The sequence below is a fragment of the Brevibacillus sp. MER 51 genome (assembly GCF_023714195.1).
In the GTDB taxonomy this organism is placed as follows: Bacteria; Bacillota; Bacilli; order Brevibacillales; family Brevibacillaceae; genus Brevibacillus.
Genome location: NZ_JAMAUS010000020.1, coordinates 37,372 through 52,749 on the forward strand (window position 1 = coordinate 37,372; position 15,378 = coordinate 52,749).

Below are 15,378 nucleotides of genomic sequence, written 5' to 3' on the forward strand. Positions count from 1 at the left end.
CCTAAGGGGAGAGTGCTCTTTTTTCGAAATGCGGGGTATTGGAAGGAGAATCATGATGACAACGACAACGCAAGCGTATATTCAACACATTCAAGCAATGTATCCAGAATTGACCATCACTTCCGCTTACTTTAACAAGATGGGCCAAAACAATGATGTGCTTATCGTCAATGACGCGTATGTGTTTCGCTTTCCGAAATACTCCGCCGGTATCGAGCAACTGAAGATCGAAACGAGCATTTTACGCACAGTAAAACCATATCTCTCCCTGCCGATTCCGGCTCCGATCTTTTTGTCCTTTGCTGAGGAAATACCTGGGCGGGTGTTTGCCGGATATCTGCAACTCGAAGGTGAGCCTTTTACCCGAGAAGCTTTTCAAGCAGCCTCGCATTCCTTACCGACTGTCGCTGCCCAGCTGGCACAATTTCTTCATAAACTGCACCAGCTTCCCGTCACCGCCTTGCTCCCGGAGCTTATCCCTGGTGATTTTGATATGGCCAAGCAATTGACAGAGCTGTATGAACAGATTGTTTCGCAGTTGTTCCCAGCCATGCGTGAGCAAGCCAAGAAAGATGTAGCAGAGCGCTTTGAAGCATACCTGGCTGACCCTGCTCACTTTGATTTTCAGCCTTGCCTGACTCACGGAGATTTTGGCACAGGGAATATCTTGTACTCCCCTGCAAAACAACGCATCACAGGCATTATCGACTTTGGCGGCTCTTGTGTAGGCGATCCTGCTTACGATCTCGCAGGACTCTGCGCGAGCTACGGGGAATCGTTCTTGCAGCATTTCACTCCGGTGTACCCCCAGCTTGAGCAGGTGATGACTAGGATGAGATTTTACCGGAGTACATTTGCCTTGGAGGAAGCGTTGTTCGGTTTGGAAAACGACGATGAGACAGCGTACCAAGCTGGCATGCGGGACTACCTCTAGCCTTTTACAGCACCCTGTGTGAGCCCTTCCACCAAGTACTTTTGGCAAAACGCAAACAACAGCATCGTCGGGATGACTGACAGCACCGTAGCCGCCGACATCGCTCCCCATTCGATATCGTATTTTTTGATGAAGGCATTCATCGCGACGGGAATCGTTTTGACTGACTCTTCATCAATGAACAGAACCGCCATAATCAGCTCGTTCCAGCATTGAACGAAGGCGAAAATAAATGTGGCGGCAATTCCGGGGAGCATGATCGGGACGATGACGCGAAACAGGGCGCTCAATCGGGAACAGCCGTCCATCATCGCCGCTTCCTCCAAGGCATTGGGTATCCGTTGGAAAAAGCCGGACATGATGATCGTACAAAATGGAATGAGCATGACCGTGTAAATGAGCATCAACGAAAACAGGCTGTTTAAGATGTGCATCTTGGACATCATCATGTACAACGGCGCCATGCCTATGAACATCGGAATCATTTGGGTGACGAGAAATCCGAACATCACCTGACGCTTGCCTGTAAACGAAAAGCGGGCCAACACGTAACCGCCGAGCATCGAGATGAACACGACCATAGCCGAAGCGACCAAGGAAACGAGAAAGCTGTTCCAGATGTACACCTGAAAGTGGGAAATCTGAAAGATCTCCAAGTAGTTGATCAACGTCACCTGCTCCGGCCAATATTGAATCGGGAGCAAAAAGATTTCCTTTTGACCTTTGAGTGACGTAATGATAATCCAATACAGCGGGAAAATCGCAAACGCAAGAAACAAGGTCAAGACAATTGCTCTGCCAGTCCTCCACCCTAGATGTTCACGGTGCATCAGAAGTCCCCTCCCTTCTCTACTTTGGTCGCTTTCACGTAGAAGATGGTGAACAACATCAAAATCACTACGATGATGACACCCACAGCCGACGCTTGCCCGTAGTCTTGTCCAAAGATGACTTTATCGATCATGTAGGTAGCGAATATATGCGTGGAGCCTGCAGGAGCTCCATTCGTCATCGCGTAAATAATGTCCGGGAAATTGAGAATCCAGATGACCCGCAACAGGATCGTCACCAGCATCGCAGGCATGATATACGGCAGTGTCACCCGCCAAAACTGCTGAGTCCGCCCCGCTCCATCCATCGCCGCCGCTTCGTATAGCTCCTCCGGGATCGATTGCAGGGCAGCCAGAATCATGATGGCAAAAAAGGCGATTCCATACCAAATGTTCGCGATAATGACCGCAGCCATCGCCCAAGTGCCATCCGCCAAAAAGGAGATCGGCGCATCGATCAGACCCGTTTTCAAGAGCAAATCGTTAATAACGCCAATCTGGGCATTGAACATCCATCGCCAAATCAGCCCAATCAGAAAGCCGGACATCGCCCACGGGAAAAAGACAAACGCCTGGTATATCCCTCTCCCGCGAAATTTTTTACGCATCAAGAGGGCCAGCATGAATCCAAACAGCAATTGAAAGACAAGGGAGAAAAACACCCAGTAAAAGCTGTTCATGGCAACACGCGGAAAGTCCGGGCTTGTCAGTACGTTCACAAAGTTGTCCAGCCCGATGAACTGAATATTCATCAAATCAAAAAGCGTGTAGTTCTGAAAAGACATGATGATTCCACGCACGAGTGGATAATACGTAAAGACGGAAACAAACAAAATGGCGGGCAAGAGGCACAAAAATATAAAGCGACCCTCTTTGGAGATTCGGAACGATTTCTTCCCTTCCGGCACAACCTGCTTCGTCATCATGACGATGGGTTTTTGTGTGTCCAAGCTACCATCCCCCCACGTCTACTTTCGCTCGGCTTTTTCTTTTGTCCAGTATTGATCCCATTTTTTCAATAAGTCCTCTGCGGTGAGCTGATCGAGCAAAAAGCTCTGAATATCTTTATCCGCCGTGCTTTGCCAAGCTCCCCAGCCTTTGTAGTCCACAGGACGTGAAACATCGAGGAACTTCGTCGGCTGCTGGCTCATCTCAATAAACGGCTGGAAGTAACCCGTCTTGTAAAATTCATCTTCTGCCGCGCTTTTCACGACAGGAATTGTGGAAGTCTTTTTCGCAAAATGAGTGCTCTGTTCGGGATCAGAGAGGAATTCAATCAGCTTCCACGCCTCTTCCTTGTGCTTCGAGTACGAAGTCATTCCCCAGCCCGGTCCTCCGACTACTTGTTGGGCAACACCCGAAGGACCAAGCGGAATCGGAGCAGTTGCCCACGTCCCTTCCTGCATCTTCTCCTTGGCTCCATCAATGACGTCAGGGTCTTGAATCAGCATGGCAGTCGAACCCGCTACAAAGCCCTGGACCATCTCCTGAAAGCCCCAGCTCACAGAATCTTTTGGAGAGGCTTCCTTGTAAAGCTGTTTGTAATACTGCATGGCTTGCAATGATTGTGGGGTGGAGAAGAGCGTGCGTCCATCCTTCATGAAAAAGGCAGAGTCAGGGTCGACCTCTGTCCCGTTGTAGGCCCACATTGTGATCAGCGCGTAATCCCACCCGGTCGCTCCTCCCCGAAAGCTGTACCCGTAGCGGTTTTTGGCAGGGTCCGTCAGCTTTTTGGCTGCGACCAACAGCTCATCCCACGTCTTCGGCACTTCGATCCCTGCTTCCTCAAACCAGTCCGTCCGATAATACAAAACGCGCTGGTACAGTCCATTCGGAATGTAATAAGGAGTTTTGTCCACCCAAGTGGCTCGACGTTTGGCGACGTCAGTCAGCTGATCGTAATTTTGCCATTTGTCTGTGTAGGGCTTCAAATTTTCAATAAAGCCGTTCATCGAAAACTGCTTGGCATTGAATTCGCGTACCTCTAGTACGTCCAGCTCTTCTTTTGCCATCAGCATCTGCGTGATCTTCTGATCCGCTCCTTCAAATGGAGGTGAAATCAGATCGACTTTGATCCCCGGATTCTTCGCTTCAAACTGGGTTAGCATTTCTTTTAACAGCGCAGTTCGTTGTGGGCTAGTAATGCTCTCGACCATTTTTAGCGTGACGCCATTCGCATCTGACGGCGATGCTGAGTCAGAAGTGGCCGCCGGCTGACTACAGCCTACAAGCAATGCTGTCGCCATCGTTAATTGGAGCGCCACAGAAATCCAGGAACGAAATCCCATACACGAACCCCCTCATAATCTTTTTATTAGACAGTTCGTATTATATTAAATTTTCTGAATTATAAGTTTTAATATCTTTACCCATTTTTTCGTTTTCTTTACTCTTTTTTCAATGAGGCTTCCCTGACACTCTTTATTTGACTAACGGGAACAAATACGTTAGCATCTTATATGCTATAGCATATAAACAAAGGGGTTTGGATTCTCTATGGAATTATTCAATCTGACTGGATTTCTTCTTCACCGTACAGATATGAAAATGACGAACTATTTTAAGAAGAGGTTAAAGCAATTGGAGATCACGCCAGAGCAATGGGGCATTCTCAGTGTCATGGATGGAGAAAGAGCGATCACACAAAAGGAACTTTCGGACGCGATTGACCGCGATCAAACCACCGTCGTCAGAATGATTTACTCGCTTGAAAAAAAGGGAATCGTCATTCGCACTTTAAATGACGCGGATCGACGCTCACATAACTTGTTACTGAGTGACAAAGGGATGGAGCTAAAATCAAAGCTTCTACCCGTTGTTACCGAGGCGCATAACCATGTAACGCAAAACCTTACCGATGTAGAGATTGCGGAATTGCATGCTTTGCTCGACAAACTCTATCAAGTCGTAAAAGATGAATAAATAGAGATCAGGTATTTTCTCCATCAAATACATGCTATAGCATACACTTAGTCTGATAATGAATAACGAAAGTGAGGAAGCCATCATGATCCTAATCGTTTTGCAAGTCATTGTAGCGATCTTCTTTATGTTTACAGGTACAAAAATTATTTCCGGTAAAATGGCGAATGAATTTGACCGCTTTGGACTCCCGCCCATCTTTAACTTCTTAACTGGCTTTATCGAGATCATCAGTTCCATTGGCTTGATTATTGGAATATGGTTTTCGATCGCGGCATTATTATCTGGATTGCTTTTAGGCGTGACCATGTTGGTAGCTGCCTTCATTCTACTTGTGATTGCTAGAGATCCTTTTCCGAAAGCAATACCGGCACTCGTTCTTTGCATTCTCTCCTTTTTAATCTCGACGTATCATTATTTAGCCTAGACAGTGGAATCCCAATACAGTCATAACAGCGGCGAGTCGAAGACTTTATGATCATGTCTTCGGTCGCCGCTGCTTCATTTATGGAGTCAGCCTAGAACTTGTCTTCGCTCCTACAGAGCATCCTCAGCCCCATAAGAACCGCCCATGCTTGTTGCTGTTTTTTGAAAAAGAAGCGCAGGGGTTGACCATTTTGTACATCGATCAGCGTATCGTGGCTACTGGCTCGTAACGCATACTCCATACCAGCTACCTCTGCTACAGGAGCATTATCTCGAAGGAAGAGTCGCAATCTTCCGCCTTCCCCTGACGTGTACGTCCCGACGAGTTTCTGTAGCTCTTCTCTCGTTGGCGTATAGAGCAGGGCTTCGTCTTCTTTGTGTGCAAGCGATAAACCAAGGGCAGCATTCACGGCAGCCAACCAGACGTTTCGGATTGGCACGTTTTCCAGGTTGGAAAGAACAGTGACGACTAGCCCTTTTTCCGGAACGAAGCCAAAGTTCGACGACACTCCGGGCTGACCTCCCCCATGCTCCACTAGCGTTATTCCTGCATAACCGGGGGTTGTTTTGAGCGCATAGCCATACCAGGCATCTTTTGTCAGTCGATGAACCGGCTGCCACATGGCTCTAAGCAAGGCTCCATCTACTACCTGCTGCTCTTTATAACGCCCGGCATTGATATAGAGCTGACCGTATTTCAGCAAATCGACGACATTCGAGCGAATGCCTCCCCCCACTTCATAATTGCCGAGTGTGGGCCATGGTACCTTTTTCAGTTGCTGCTCCTCCCCTTTGATATAAGGGACGGAGACATCCGCAAAGCGAACGACTTCTTCTAGGTTATAGGTCGAGCGATTCATTTCCAGCGGCACTAGCAGGCGTTCTGTTACATAGGTACGGTAGCGCTGCCCAGTGATACGCTCGATAATGGCTCCCAGCAGAAGAAACATGTCGTTACTGTAACTGATATACTCACCTGGTATACCAAGGGGGGCAAATTGGACTTCGTTCAAATAGGCAATATGCTCGGGGAGTTTCGTCAGTTCTTCACGGCGCTGCAGTGGTGGAACCCCTGAAGTATGAGAGAGCAAATGGTGGATCGTGATTTTGTCAGTATGTATGTACCCCTTTACTTGTAAATCAGGCAAGTAGCTGCGAATCGGGTCGTCAACAGACAGCTTAGCTTCTGCCACGAGCTGCATGATGGCGGCAGCGGTAAACGATTTGGTAACCGACGCGATGCCGAAAATGGTCCCGGGTGTTACGGGCTGATTCGTTCCCAGATCGATGACACCAAAGCCTTTTTGATAGATGGTCTCACCATTCATGGAGATGCCAAGGGAGAGCCCCGGCACCTTTTCCTTCTCCATGAACTGTTGCACAAATGCTTCCAGAGCTGAAACGCTTGTGTGGTTCATTCCATTCAACATGCCCTTGGAACACTCCTTTTCACGCTTACTTCCCGCGCTACTTTCATTTGACTCATTGATTTACCCCCACTTTAAAGAACACCCTTTCATCAAATGTCATCCCAAGATAGCTGTACTTTATATTCACTCTGTTTATTGCTTCATGATGAATGAGACTAAGTCCATACATTTCATCGCTTTTTGTAGCTGTGCCAGCTTTTATCGCTATATCCTCTATATTCTGAAATCCATACGGTTTGGAGTCCGGATTATCATAATCATCCGTTATGATGAAGCCTTGTAAAGCATTACTAACCTGCACTTTTGTCTCTGATGGTTTTTCATCGTTATTCACGGAAACATCTATGATTTTCACTTCACCAAAGCCCTTATTACCCATTCCCACAACAACAGATTTATGATCATTGCTTGAAGCTAGGGTACCAATATCCAATGGAGGATTCCCTTTCACAAGGGAATAAAACCCTCCTACAACTATTGCTGTAAGTAGTATAGAAATCCACAGTTTCTTCTTCAATTTCCCCATCCTTATTCGTTGTTTTTCCATGTGCTATTGAATAATATATTTTGGTAAATTCGAAAAGAAATAGCCGATATCCTGCACTTTGGCAGAAATATCGGCTGTCCGTTCCCTTAGGAATTAGGATTGAACAAACTCGATCAGCTTCTTATTAAAATCATCCGCCTGACAAATCGGCAAGCCGTGTCCACTGTTATCAAACGGAAACAGCTTTGACCCTTTGATTTGCTGCTGGGTGAGCTCGGCGCTTTTGAATGGAATCAGTTGATCGTGAATCCCATGAAAGATTCCGGTTGGCACCCTGATTTGGCTCAAGTCATTGATTACATTCTCTCTCGCTGCTGCTTGCATGATTTTGATGAGCGCATAGGAAGCGGAGTCCAGCCCCATTTTGACAAACCACTGGAGCGTAGCAGTCCCTAAATTTCGATTGAAAAACTGTAATGAAACCGTGTTTAATAACTCAGGCATATTGGCGTACATCTGACTGATCAACCCCTCCGCTTGCTCCTTCGAGACGCCGTATGGAGAACCCGGCATTTTCACAAAGGACGGAGAAACCGCATCCACCAACGCTAATTTGGAAATATGACGCCCTTCATACCGAGACATATACCGAATCGAAATGGCTCCGCCCACCGAAAAGCCTAGCAAGAAAGCATCCCTTATCTGTAATGCTTCCAAAACAACATAGATGTCATCTGCCAAGCGATCATACGTATAGCCGCTCCATGGTTTGTCCGATTGGCCGTTCCATGGCAACACAACGGAACCCATGCTGGGGAAGTACATTGAATTGGTAGGAAAACATGTTATGGTTGAGCGGCCACCCGTGAACGAAAAAAATCGTTTTGCTATTCGGACCAGGATTGAGGTCTTCAACGAAAATTGTGACACCCTTTTCGACTTCAATGTACATACCCTACCTCCTGTTTCACACCATGCGCCTCTTTACACTCAAGGTATGTCACCAGTTGTAGGGTTATGTTATTACTCTCCTAAGCCTTGACTTGAATACGCATGAACGATGCGTCCTTTTCTTCCCGTAGTTGTGACTGCTTGCGCAAGAGAATGGTAGATCGCTTCCTCTGTCGCTTCCGCCGCAGCAGCAAACAGCTCGTTCATGATCGGGTGATCCTCGCGTAGTTGTACGCGCGTTTCCGCAATGGCTGTTGTCTGATGTGGAATCTTTTGGGCTGTGGAAAAAGCGATGACGATGTCGCCGCTCCCGTGCCCAAAATGGCTCCCTGTGCGTCCCAAGCCGATTCCTGCGCGCTTGGCTACCCGAAGCAGTTGTCGATCACTGAGCGGCGCATCTGTCGCCAGTACGATGATGATGGAGCCATCCTCGGACTTCTCCACTGCGTTTTCATTGCTTATGCAGCTTGTGAACAGATTTGCTCCCAAGAAATCATTCTTGTTGCCAAAGTTACTGAGTACCAAAGCCCCCAATGTAAACGTCTGCTCTTCAGCCGCCACGATACGAGAAGACGAGCCGATACCACCTTTATAGCCAAAGGCAACCATCCCCGTCCCTGCCCCGACAGCTCCCTCTTCTACAGCCCGGTCCGTTGCGTTCTGAATCGCTTCCCTAGCATCCTCTGGACGCACGACACAGCGGCGAATGGAATTGAGATGACCATCGTTGCATTCGCCCACGACAATGTTGATCGTCCCCGTCGTGTCCCCGATTTCTTCGTTTGTATCCAGCATGTATTGCAGAGTCCCTTGCGCAACCGCGGGAACGGAAAACGTATTGGTGAGCATGATCGGCGATTCCAACACCCCCAGCTCATTTACCTGCACGAGTCCCGTCGTTTTGCCGAAGCCATTGATCACATAGCTGGCTGCGGTTACCTTTTCGCGAAACAAGCTGCCGCCATGTGGCAAAATGGCTGTCACACCGGTGCATGCATAGTCCCCGTTGTCTAGCTCACGCTGGATCGTCACATGTCCGACTCGGACTCCGGCTACATCCGTAATGTCATTTTTCTCACCGACCGGCAGCCTCCCGATTGTCGCACCGAATCGCCGAATTTTTTTCGTCATGCCTTCCATTCCTTTCCTTTCGTAAGGCTGTGCCGATCGCTTACACCGGACGATTGCGAAGAAAGTTCTCATAGGCAAACCCGCGCACTTCTTCTTCCTTATAATGCTTGAGCAGCTCGTTGATCAAGTTTTGACTCTGTCCCGCATGCTCCAAGCCCACAACCTTTGCGGTAATGCCGTCGAAGTCAGAGCCGAGCCCGATATGACGCACGCCACCGAGTGAACAAAAATGATCGATGTGTTTGATCAGATCATCAATCGTTGTTGGTGTCGTTTCCTTGATAAACTGGGTGCAGTAGACGACATGTACATTCGCGCCTTTGGCAAATAACGCTTTTGCCTGTTCATCCGTCAGATTGCGTGGATGGTCGCAGATCGCTCGTGCATTTGAATGACTCGCGATCGGGTATGTAGCGAGCTCAATCGTATCCCAGAAGCTGCTCTCCCCCAGATGTGAGACGTCCGTGAGCATTTTATGCTCATTGTGGAACTGAATGATTTCCTTGCCAAAGGTCGTCAGTCCGGCATTCCTCGGTTCAAGCGCTCCATCTGCAGCGAGATTTGCGAAGTTCCAGGTGAGACCTACAGAGCGAACCCCCAGCTGATAAAAAATATGCAGCTTCTTCAAATCGTTGCTGATTGGCTCTACCCCTTCCAACGTTAGCAACGCTCCGATCTCTCCCTCTTGCAAACGGTCGATATCGCTCCAATCACGGATTTGTTTCATTTCCGGATGTTTTCCGAGAACCTCTGTATAAAAGTAATGAATTTGATCCAAAGCTTTTTGAAAACGTTGCTCCGTGGACAATTCAGGTGATGTCCAGATCGCATAACACTGCAGTTTTACCCCGCCATCGTGTAGCCGGTTCCTGTTGACGTCCAGCTCGTCTGCATCCGCAAAGGACAGAGCCCCATTTTTCTCCCAAATTTTCAGAAGCGCATCACAGTGCAAATCGATAATCGGCATCTTGGCCATCTGTATCCATCCCTTGTCCTAATTTCCTTTGAGAACACTACCTATTCTGTTAATTTTAAGGTAATGTATTTTGAAGAGCGAATCCAATAAATTATTGCAATAAGTCCCTTAAGAAAACATTATCGAGGCATGTTCGAGGAGGAACAGCCGCGTTTTTGCGGAAAGTTTAAACATGGTCGCTTTCACACTGTGAAGCACGTAAACTTTCTCGTACGATTTAAAAATTCACATAATGGAGCCACTACTCATGAATATGGAGCAAATAGAAGCATTCATCTTTGTCGCTCTGACCGGGAGCTTCAGCAAAACGGCTGATTTGCTCTATCTGTCACAGCCCACGGTCAGCATGCGGATCAAGGCACTCGAGACGACTATGGGCTGTAAGCTGTTTCAACGTACGGGTCATACGATTTCTCTTACAAAAGAAGGCGATCTGTTCCTTCCCTATGCGAAAAACATCATGCACATGCTGCAGGAGGGACAGCAAGCGATTCAGCGATCGCAAGGCGATGTAGAGGGAGAATTGACCATCTCTACCGTTTTTGTCTCCGCCTTTTACATTTTGCCTGACCTCGTTCAGCAATTCCAGCAGCTGTACCCAAAAATCAAGCTGACGATCCTCACCGGGCATTCCCATCAGGTGCTCGATATGGTGCTGAACCACGAGGTATCATTCGGAATTGCTCGTGCCGTTACCCATCCACAGATTAACCGGATTCAGCTGATGCCGGATGACATGGTCTTAGCGATTTATCCCGACCATCCGTTTGGATTTCGCCATCAGGTTTCCATAGAAGAAGTCGCACGTGAACGACTGATCTTGTTCAATCGGGGCTCGCTCGACTGGAAGCTGATCAATAACGCGTTTAGCCATTTTCAGCTACAAAACAATGTCGTCATGGAGGCTGACAACATCGAGGTCGTGAAACGGATGGTCAAACAACGGCTGGGCATCGCCTTTTTGCCTCGGTTTGCTATCTCCAAAGACTTGGACGAAGGAGAGCTGCAGGAAGTAGACGTCTTGAATCTGCCGCAAATCAACAGGAACTTCGAGCTGATTTACCTCAAGGATACTCCTGTTCACGGGATTATGCGTACGTTTATCGACTTTTTGATGCAGAGCAAAGCATTGCAGCAGTAGCGGGAGATCTGCGCAGAAACCCGAAATGCTGGACGACCCTTGATCACTGCATTCTATTCATTCAAATCCCCTGGAGGTGATTTCCCATGTCGTCTCATCTATTCCAGCACTCAGCCCAAGCATCTACTATGCAGCAGCCCGTCCCAAAAAACATGCCCCCACCTTCTGCATCCCTCAAGCACGATAGCCCGTCACACCTTATCCAGCTGCAGAAGTCGATTGGAAATCGTGCACTGATTCAGTTAATGAAATCACAGAGACAAGGAATCGCGCATAACAAACAGCCTATCCAACGCTTTAAGGACGAGGATGAGTATAATACGAAGCGTCGAGTAAACGCAGAAACAGCTAGAAGCGAAGCTTTTCAAAATGATGAGATGCAAATGGATCATACCATCTCACAGCATTCCCTTATCACCTTCAGCGAGTTATTAGGAGAAATCCAGCAATTGCCGAATAAGACATTTAAGGCAGCCAAGCAATCCTTCGCTACTCTTATCAACGAAATAAAAATGGTGTCCGATAACGAGGAAAAATGCACAAGGATTCAATTGGTGAATTTCTATAAAAACTTGGTGCCTGGTTTTAAAGAAACGACTGGGAATCCCGGTTCAAAATTCGATCCACAAATTGAGATGGTAGACATGGATGACGAGTCGACAATCATCGCCCGTGAAAAGGCAGTCTCAGCGAAACTAAGAGAAATCGATTCATATATACGTAAGCTCTACCATTTGACCCCGCTGTTTCCCAATACGAAAAAACATGAAGATCTGGCCAAACAAATGGATGAAGTGCTTTCCAAAGTAATGAATGACATTACGACATGCTTGAAGAAAGTACGTGAGGATTTTTCAGAGGAGCCAAGCTATGATGAAACCATCTGGTACAAATCTGAAACGAAAAATGTGAAGCGTGTACCTGCAGAATGGCTAAAAACGGGAGCAGGCAAGTTAGAGGATTTGGGCTCAAAGCAACATTTATTAGGGTATGAAAAAGACAAAACAGCGAAATCAAACACGCAAGACGCACAAGATTCTTTCAAGGAAGTGACCTTTACCTGGGATTACCAGCTAACCGAATTTGATAAAAAAATCAAAGTGAATGTGGTCATTTCGGAAAAATGCTGGAAGCACATTTACGCTCGACATAAGCTGGAATACTTTGCGGGCGATGTGCAGGCGATCAATACATTTTGGAAGGACGATCCACATGAAAAAATTACCCAAGAGCTCCTAGAGCCCGAGATCAACCTTCTCATCGAAAGATCGAAACTTCAATTACGTGTTTTGCAAGAAGGGGATAAAGATCCGATAAACGAAACAGCACACCATTTGTTTTTCCAAGGAAAAATGGAAGTGGTGGAGGAAGTGCAAACCATCACCGAACCTGTAGCGAACTCTCAACCAGTAAACAAAAGTAGAAACAAAAAGAGGAATCAACAGAAAAAGGTCCCCAAGCCCCCCATTAAAAGTATCCACATCACATTGGAATCCGTTGCACCGGAAAGCCCCGAGCTAGCCTACGCAGTTGAACCCACTCTTCTGCAGAATGAATATCACCACAAACGAGGGTTACAGAGACTATTTCCCCCGAAACAAGGAAGCGAGAGTGTCGAAGAAAAGTAGCAATTGAAAAAGCATCGCATCAGTCTAACCTCGTGGGTTCTGTTGCGCTGCTTTTTTGTTTGAGAGGCCCTTCGTCTCACTCATGCTGTTTTCGGAGCTCGCCATTTCGTACGAATGATCATCTCCGCCGTCACGACAAGTCCAATCATGGCGACATAAACACTGATTGTGTAGCTGAGCTCATACGGCAACCCTACTCCCTTCTCTAGGATCAGCTTCACGAGATGAATCAGCATGTTCGTGAACAAGAAGACGAAACTCCGGACCATCCATTCCTTATGCTTTATGACTTGACCCTTTTTAATTTTGACGAGCGCCGTAATGGTGATGGCCGGCCAAATGATGTTCAACAGGTGGAAGGGCCAACTCGCCACTTTACCGCCCGTTACATAAGGAGCCATATAACCGGATGTAACTACTACAACCAACACACTAAACAGATAAACATAGCCTGTTACTTTATGTAGCTTGCGGTTCTGGGCGAGCAGCTTGTCCGAAAAGTTAGCCACCCCACAGACCAGGGCAATCAGGGCGAAAAACAAATGGACATACATGACCGTAAGCCAGATCGATGTGTTCATTCGCTCTTTGTTGTAAGCAGATTTGTGACTGAGAAAGCCTTTCGCTTCTGGATCGATGATAAAGTTTTGCACGAGTGCATACGTGATGGCTATACAAGCGACGAAAATGACAATCGAATACGGTTTGATACGGTTCACCTGTCACACAACCCTTTGTTCGATTTTAGAGACCGAACGGTTCGGTCTCTTTTTGATTTTACATGATTGCCTTCTTTCGTACACAAGAGAAATGTTACAATAACTTGGACGAATATAGACCGTGTTGGCCGGAATGAAAGGACTATCGCGATGCGAAAAGGCGAAAAAACAAAGCTGCATATTATCCAGAAGTCAGCAGAGCTGTTTAATCAAAACGGATATACAGGAACCTCCATGCAAGACATCATGGATGCCACGGGACTTACCAAAGGTGCCCTCTACAGAGGCTTTGCCAGTAAAGATGAAATAGCAATAGAGGCCTTCAAATATGCGGGGGAAGTGTTACAGGAACATTTTGCGGCTGCGCTAGAAAAACAGGACACGGCCACTGCAAAAATCGTAGCCATGGCAACGGTGTATTCTGATGCGGTAAACAATCCCCCGCTCCAAGGTGGCTGCCCGCTTCTCAACACAGCCGTCGAAAGTGACCATTCGTTCCCTGTTCTTCGCGATTATGCTGTCACCGCTTACCAAGAGGTCGTTTCGTTCATGCAGGGATTGCTGGAAGAAGGAATTGCCCAGGGAGAATTTCGTTCTGACATGGACGCAGAAGCCATCGCTTCGTTTATCTTTTCTTCCATTGAAGGAGCCATCATGGCAAGCAGACTCACCCGGGATAACAAGCATGTCCATTTTGCCATCAAGCATATAGAGCAGCTTTTACAGACATACAAGCCCTAGCAAAAAGAAAAGAGCAGTCGGAGGGGATGTGCTCCCCCTGCCTACCTGCTCTTTTTTCGTGGACTAATTTCTATTTGATGTAGTGTACTTTTTCATGTCCGAGTAATGCTTCCAACACCTGCTGTACTTTCACACCTGTCTCAAACGTAACCAGTCTGGCATCCCCACCGTTCATCGCAACGGACAGCTCATCCAACAACAGGGTGAGACGGTCTTGCTGTGGAACTTCAGCCGGAACGAGCGCTTCGCCGTATCCACCCACAAGCAGATTACTCCAGTTCACGACGCTCAACGTCCCTTTTGACCCGTACACGCGATAATCCAAATGCTCCTCGTGCGCGATACCCGCCAAGCCATTGATCGTAACCGGGGTACCATCTGTCAGACGCAGGAAGGCCGATACACCAGTCTCGCATAGCGCAGGATCTGCTGGATAGTCTACCTCTGAGCGAACTACATGCAGGTCTCCGAAGAGCGCGTAAGTCAGGTGAGTGAAATGAGGGAGCACTTCACGGATGAAACCGCCTTGCTCACGACCAGCCAGCCAGGGTGTTTGCTGCCATGGACGCGGCCACTGGTGGAAATGCGTCAGGATATCGATACGGCGGACATCTCCGATTTCTCTGAGTCTGCGGGAGATCTCAGGAAAAACACCTTGATAGTAGAGCGGGAAGTTCATCGCATGGACAACCCCTGCGTCATTTGCTGCTTCCAACATTTCTTGCGCTTCTGTCAATGAATTAGCCAATGGCTTTTCGCAGAGCAAATGCTTTTTATGCGCCAGTACATCCAAGGCAATCGCATGATGGAACTTGGGAGGAACCGCCAAATAGATGACGTCCAGTTCTACCTTTTTCAATAGTTCCTTATAATCTGTGTACCAAGGCACATCGCCGGACTTTTGCGCGGCTTCCTGTGCTCTTTCCGAAGATACATCACTGACTGCGGCTACTCGAAATTTTTCGTGGGTACGGATCGCGTTCATCATGCGCTCGCCCATAACGCCTGCGCCAATAACTCCAACGTTCCATTTCACTTGGTCCATCTGCATTTCCTCACTTC

15 protein-coding genes and 1 pseudogene are annotated in these 15,378 nt (G+C 47.6%); 6 read left to right on the top strand and 10 right to left on the bottom strand.

The features are described from left to right. Nucleotides 1-55: 55 nt before the first annotated feature. The gene (locus M3630_RS27140; protein ID WP_251254177.1) at nt 56-934 is read left to right on the top strand and encodes a phosphotransferase family protein; all 879 of its coding nucleotides are present in this window, start codon (nt 56-58) and stop codon (nt 932-934) included. Here the strand turns inward: M3630_RS27140 and M3630_RS27145 are convergent. Genes M3630_RS27145 through M3630_RS27155 form a run of 3 tightly spaced genes read right to left on the bottom strand, consistent with a single transcriptional unit; the run spans nt 931 to nt 4,052 of the window. After that, entirely contained in the window at nt 931-1,764 is an 834-nt protein-coding gene (locus tag M3630_RS27145) for a carbohydrate ABC transporter permease (RefSeq protein WP_251254158.1), read from the bottom strand. The two genes, M3630_RS27140 and M3630_RS27145, sit on opposite strands and share 4 nt — an antisense overlap. Beyond that, complete coding sequence (locus M3630_RS27150; protein ID WP_251254159.1) at nt 1,764-2,714, bottom strand: carbohydrate ABC transporter permease; 951 nt, start codon at nt 2,712-2,714, stop codon at nt 1,764-1,766. Before M3630_RS27150 ends, M3630_RS27145 begins: the two co-directional genes overlap by 1 nt. Before the next feature lie 18 nt (nt 2,715-2,732). Then, nucleotides 2,733-4,052 carry an ABC transporter substrate-binding protein gene (locus M3630_RS27155; protein ID WP_251254160.1) on the bottom strand — a complete coding sequence of 440 codons (1,320 nt, stop codon included), beginning with the start codon at nt 4,050-4,052 and terminating at the stop codon, nt 2,733-2,735. Between the two features lie 208 nt (nt 4,053-4,260). Here M3630_RS27155 and M3630_RS27160 point away from each other — a divergent pair, with 208 nt between their 5' ends. Both M3630_RS27160 and M3630_RS27165 read left to right on the top strand, forming a co-directional pair. Further along, nucleotides 4,261-4,686, top strand: a complete 426-nt coding sequence (locus tag M3630_RS27160) for a MarR family winged helix-turn-helix transcriptional regulator (protein ID WP_173608715.1) — start codon at nt 4,261-4,263, stop codon at nt 4,684-4,686. Nucleotides 4,687-4,771: 85 nt separating this feature from the next. Then, a complete protein-coding gene (locus tag M3630_RS27165; protein ID WP_173608716.1) occupies nt 4,772-5,113 on the top strand; it encodes a DoxX family protein in 342 nt (113 codons plus the stop codon). 91 nt (nt 5,114-5,204) lie between these two features. Here M3630_RS27165 and M3630_RS27170 read toward each other — a convergent pair whose 3' ends face one another. From M3630_RS27170 to M3630_RS27190, 5 genes and pseudogenes are all read right to left on the bottom strand, one after another. After that, a complete protein-coding gene (locus M3630_RS27170; protein ID WP_251254178.1) occupies nt 5,205-6,530 on the bottom strand; it encodes a serine hydrolase domain-containing protein in 1,326 nt (441 codons plus the stop codon). Nucleotides 6,531-6,594: 64 nt separating this feature from the next. Continuing rightward, nucleotides 6,595-7,068, bottom strand: a complete 474-nt coding sequence (locus tag M3630_RS27175; RefSeq protein ID WP_221867646.1) for a hypothetical protein — start codon at nt 7,066-7,068, stop codon at nt 6,595-6,597. A 114-nt stretch (nt 7,069-7,182) separates the two neighbouring features. Beyond that, nucleotides 7,183-7,981, bottom strand: a pseudogene (locus M3630_RS27180) (alpha/beta fold hydrolase). Nucleotides 7,982-8,052: 71 nt separating this feature from the next. After that, nucleotides 8,053-9,111: a P1 family peptidase gene (locus M3630_RS27185; protein WP_251254161.1), complete on the bottom strand. Its 1,059-nt coding sequence runs from the start codon at nt 9,109-9,111 to the stop codon at nt 8,053-8,055. 40 nt (nt 9,112-9,151) lie between these two features. Continuing rightward, a complete protein-coding gene (locus M3630_RS27190; protein ID WP_251254162.1) occupies nt 9,152-10,087 on the bottom strand; it encodes a dipeptidase in 936 nt (311 codons plus the stop codon). Between the two features lie 247 nt (nt 10,088-10,334). Here M3630_RS27190 and M3630_RS27195 point away from each other — a divergent pair, with 247 nt between their 5' ends. Together M3630_RS27195 and M3630_RS27200 are read left to right on the top strand one after the other, a co-directional pair. Then, on the top strand, nt 10,335-11,228 hold the full coding sequence (locus M3630_RS27195) for a LysR family transcriptional regulator (RefSeq protein WP_106654350.1): 894 nt from the start codon (nt 10,335-10,337) through the stop codon (nt 11,226-11,228). Between the two features lie 86 nt (nt 11,229-11,314). After that, on the top strand, nt 11,315-12,856 hold the full coding sequence (locus M3630_RS27200) for a hypothetical protein (protein WP_251254163.1): 1,542 nt from the start codon (nt 11,315-11,317) through the stop codon (nt 12,854-12,856). Between the two features lie 80 nt (nt 12,857-12,936). Here M3630_RS27200 and M3630_RS27205 read toward each other — a convergent pair whose 3' ends face one another. Next, on the bottom strand, nt 12,937-13,575 hold the full coding sequence (locus M3630_RS27205; protein ID WP_251254164.1) for a DUF2306 domain-containing protein: 639 nt from the start codon (nt 13,573-13,575) through the stop codon (nt 12,937-12,939). A gap of 150 nt (nt 13,576-13,725) precedes the next feature. Here M3630_RS27205 and M3630_RS27210 point away from each other — a divergent pair, with 150 nt between their 5' ends. Next, nucleotides 13,726-14,316 carry a TetR/AcrR family transcriptional regulator gene (locus M3630_RS27210; RefSeq protein ID WP_251254165.1) on the top strand — a complete coding sequence of 197 codons (591 nt, stop codon included), beginning with the start codon at nt 13,726-13,728 and terminating at the stop codon, nt 14,314-14,316. 70 nt (nt 14,317-14,386) lie between these two features. On the opposite strand, the gene M3630_RS27215 is transcribed toward M3630_RS27210, so the two are convergent. Further along, complete coding sequence (locus M3630_RS27215; protein WP_353057267.1) at nt 14,387-15,361, bottom strand: Gfo/Idh/MocA family protein; 975 nt, start codon at nt 15,359-15,361, stop codon at nt 14,387-14,389. Nucleotides 15,362-15,378: the final 17 nt, after the last annotated feature.

Bases quoted from the DNA above. Each gene is read 5' to 3' on its own strand.
- M3630_RS27140 (WP_251254177.1), top strand. From the start codon at position 56: ATGACAACGACAACGCAAGCGTATATTCAACACATTCAAGCAATGTAT.
- M3630_RS27145 (WP_251254158.1), bottom strand. From the start codon at position 1,764: ATGCACCGTGAACATCTAGGGTGGAGGACTGGCAGAGCAATTGTCTTG.
- M3630_RS27155 (WP_251254160.1), bottom strand. From the start codon at position 4,052: ATGGGATTTCGTTCCTGGATTTCTGTGGCGCTCCAATTAACGATGGCG.
- M3630_RS27160 (WP_173608715.1), top strand. From the start codon at position 4,261: ATGGAATTATTCAATCTGACTGGATTTCTTCTTCACCGTACAGATATG.
- M3630_RS27165 (WP_173608716.1), top strand. From the start codon at position 4,772: ATGATCCTAATCGTTTTGCAAGTCATTGTAGCGATCTTCTTTATGTTT.
- M3630_RS27170 (WP_251254178.1), bottom strand. From the start codon at position 6,530: ATGAACCACACAAGCGTTTCAGCTCTGGAAGCATTTGTGCAACAGTTC.
- M3630_RS27175 (WP_221867646.1), bottom strand. From the start codon at position 7,068: ATGGGGAAATTGAAGAAGAAACTGTGGATTTCTATACTACTTACAGCA.
- M3630_RS27185 (WP_251254161.1), bottom strand. From the start codon at position 9,111: ATGACGAAAAAAATTCGGCGATTCGGTGCGACAATCGGGAGGCTGCCG.
- M3630_RS27190 (WP_251254162.1), bottom strand. From the start codon at position 10,087: ATGGCCAAGATGCCGATTATCGATTTGCACTGTGATGCGCTTCTGAAA.
- M3630_RS27195 (WP_106654350.1), top strand. From the start codon at position 10,335: ATGAATATGGAGCAAATAGAAGCATTCATCTTTGTCGCTCTGACCGGG.
- M3630_RS27200 (WP_251254163.1), top strand. From the start codon at position 11,315: ATGTCGTCTCATCTATTCCAGCACTCAGCCCAAGCATCTACTATGCAG.
- M3630_RS27210 (WP_251254165.1), top strand. From the start codon at position 13,726: ATGCGAAAAGGCGAAAAAACAAAGCTGCATATTATCCAGAAGTCAGCA.
- M3630_RS27215 (WP_353057267.1), bottom strand. From the start codon at position 15,361: ATGGACCAAGTGAAATGGAACGTTGGAGTTATTGGCGCAGGCGTTATG.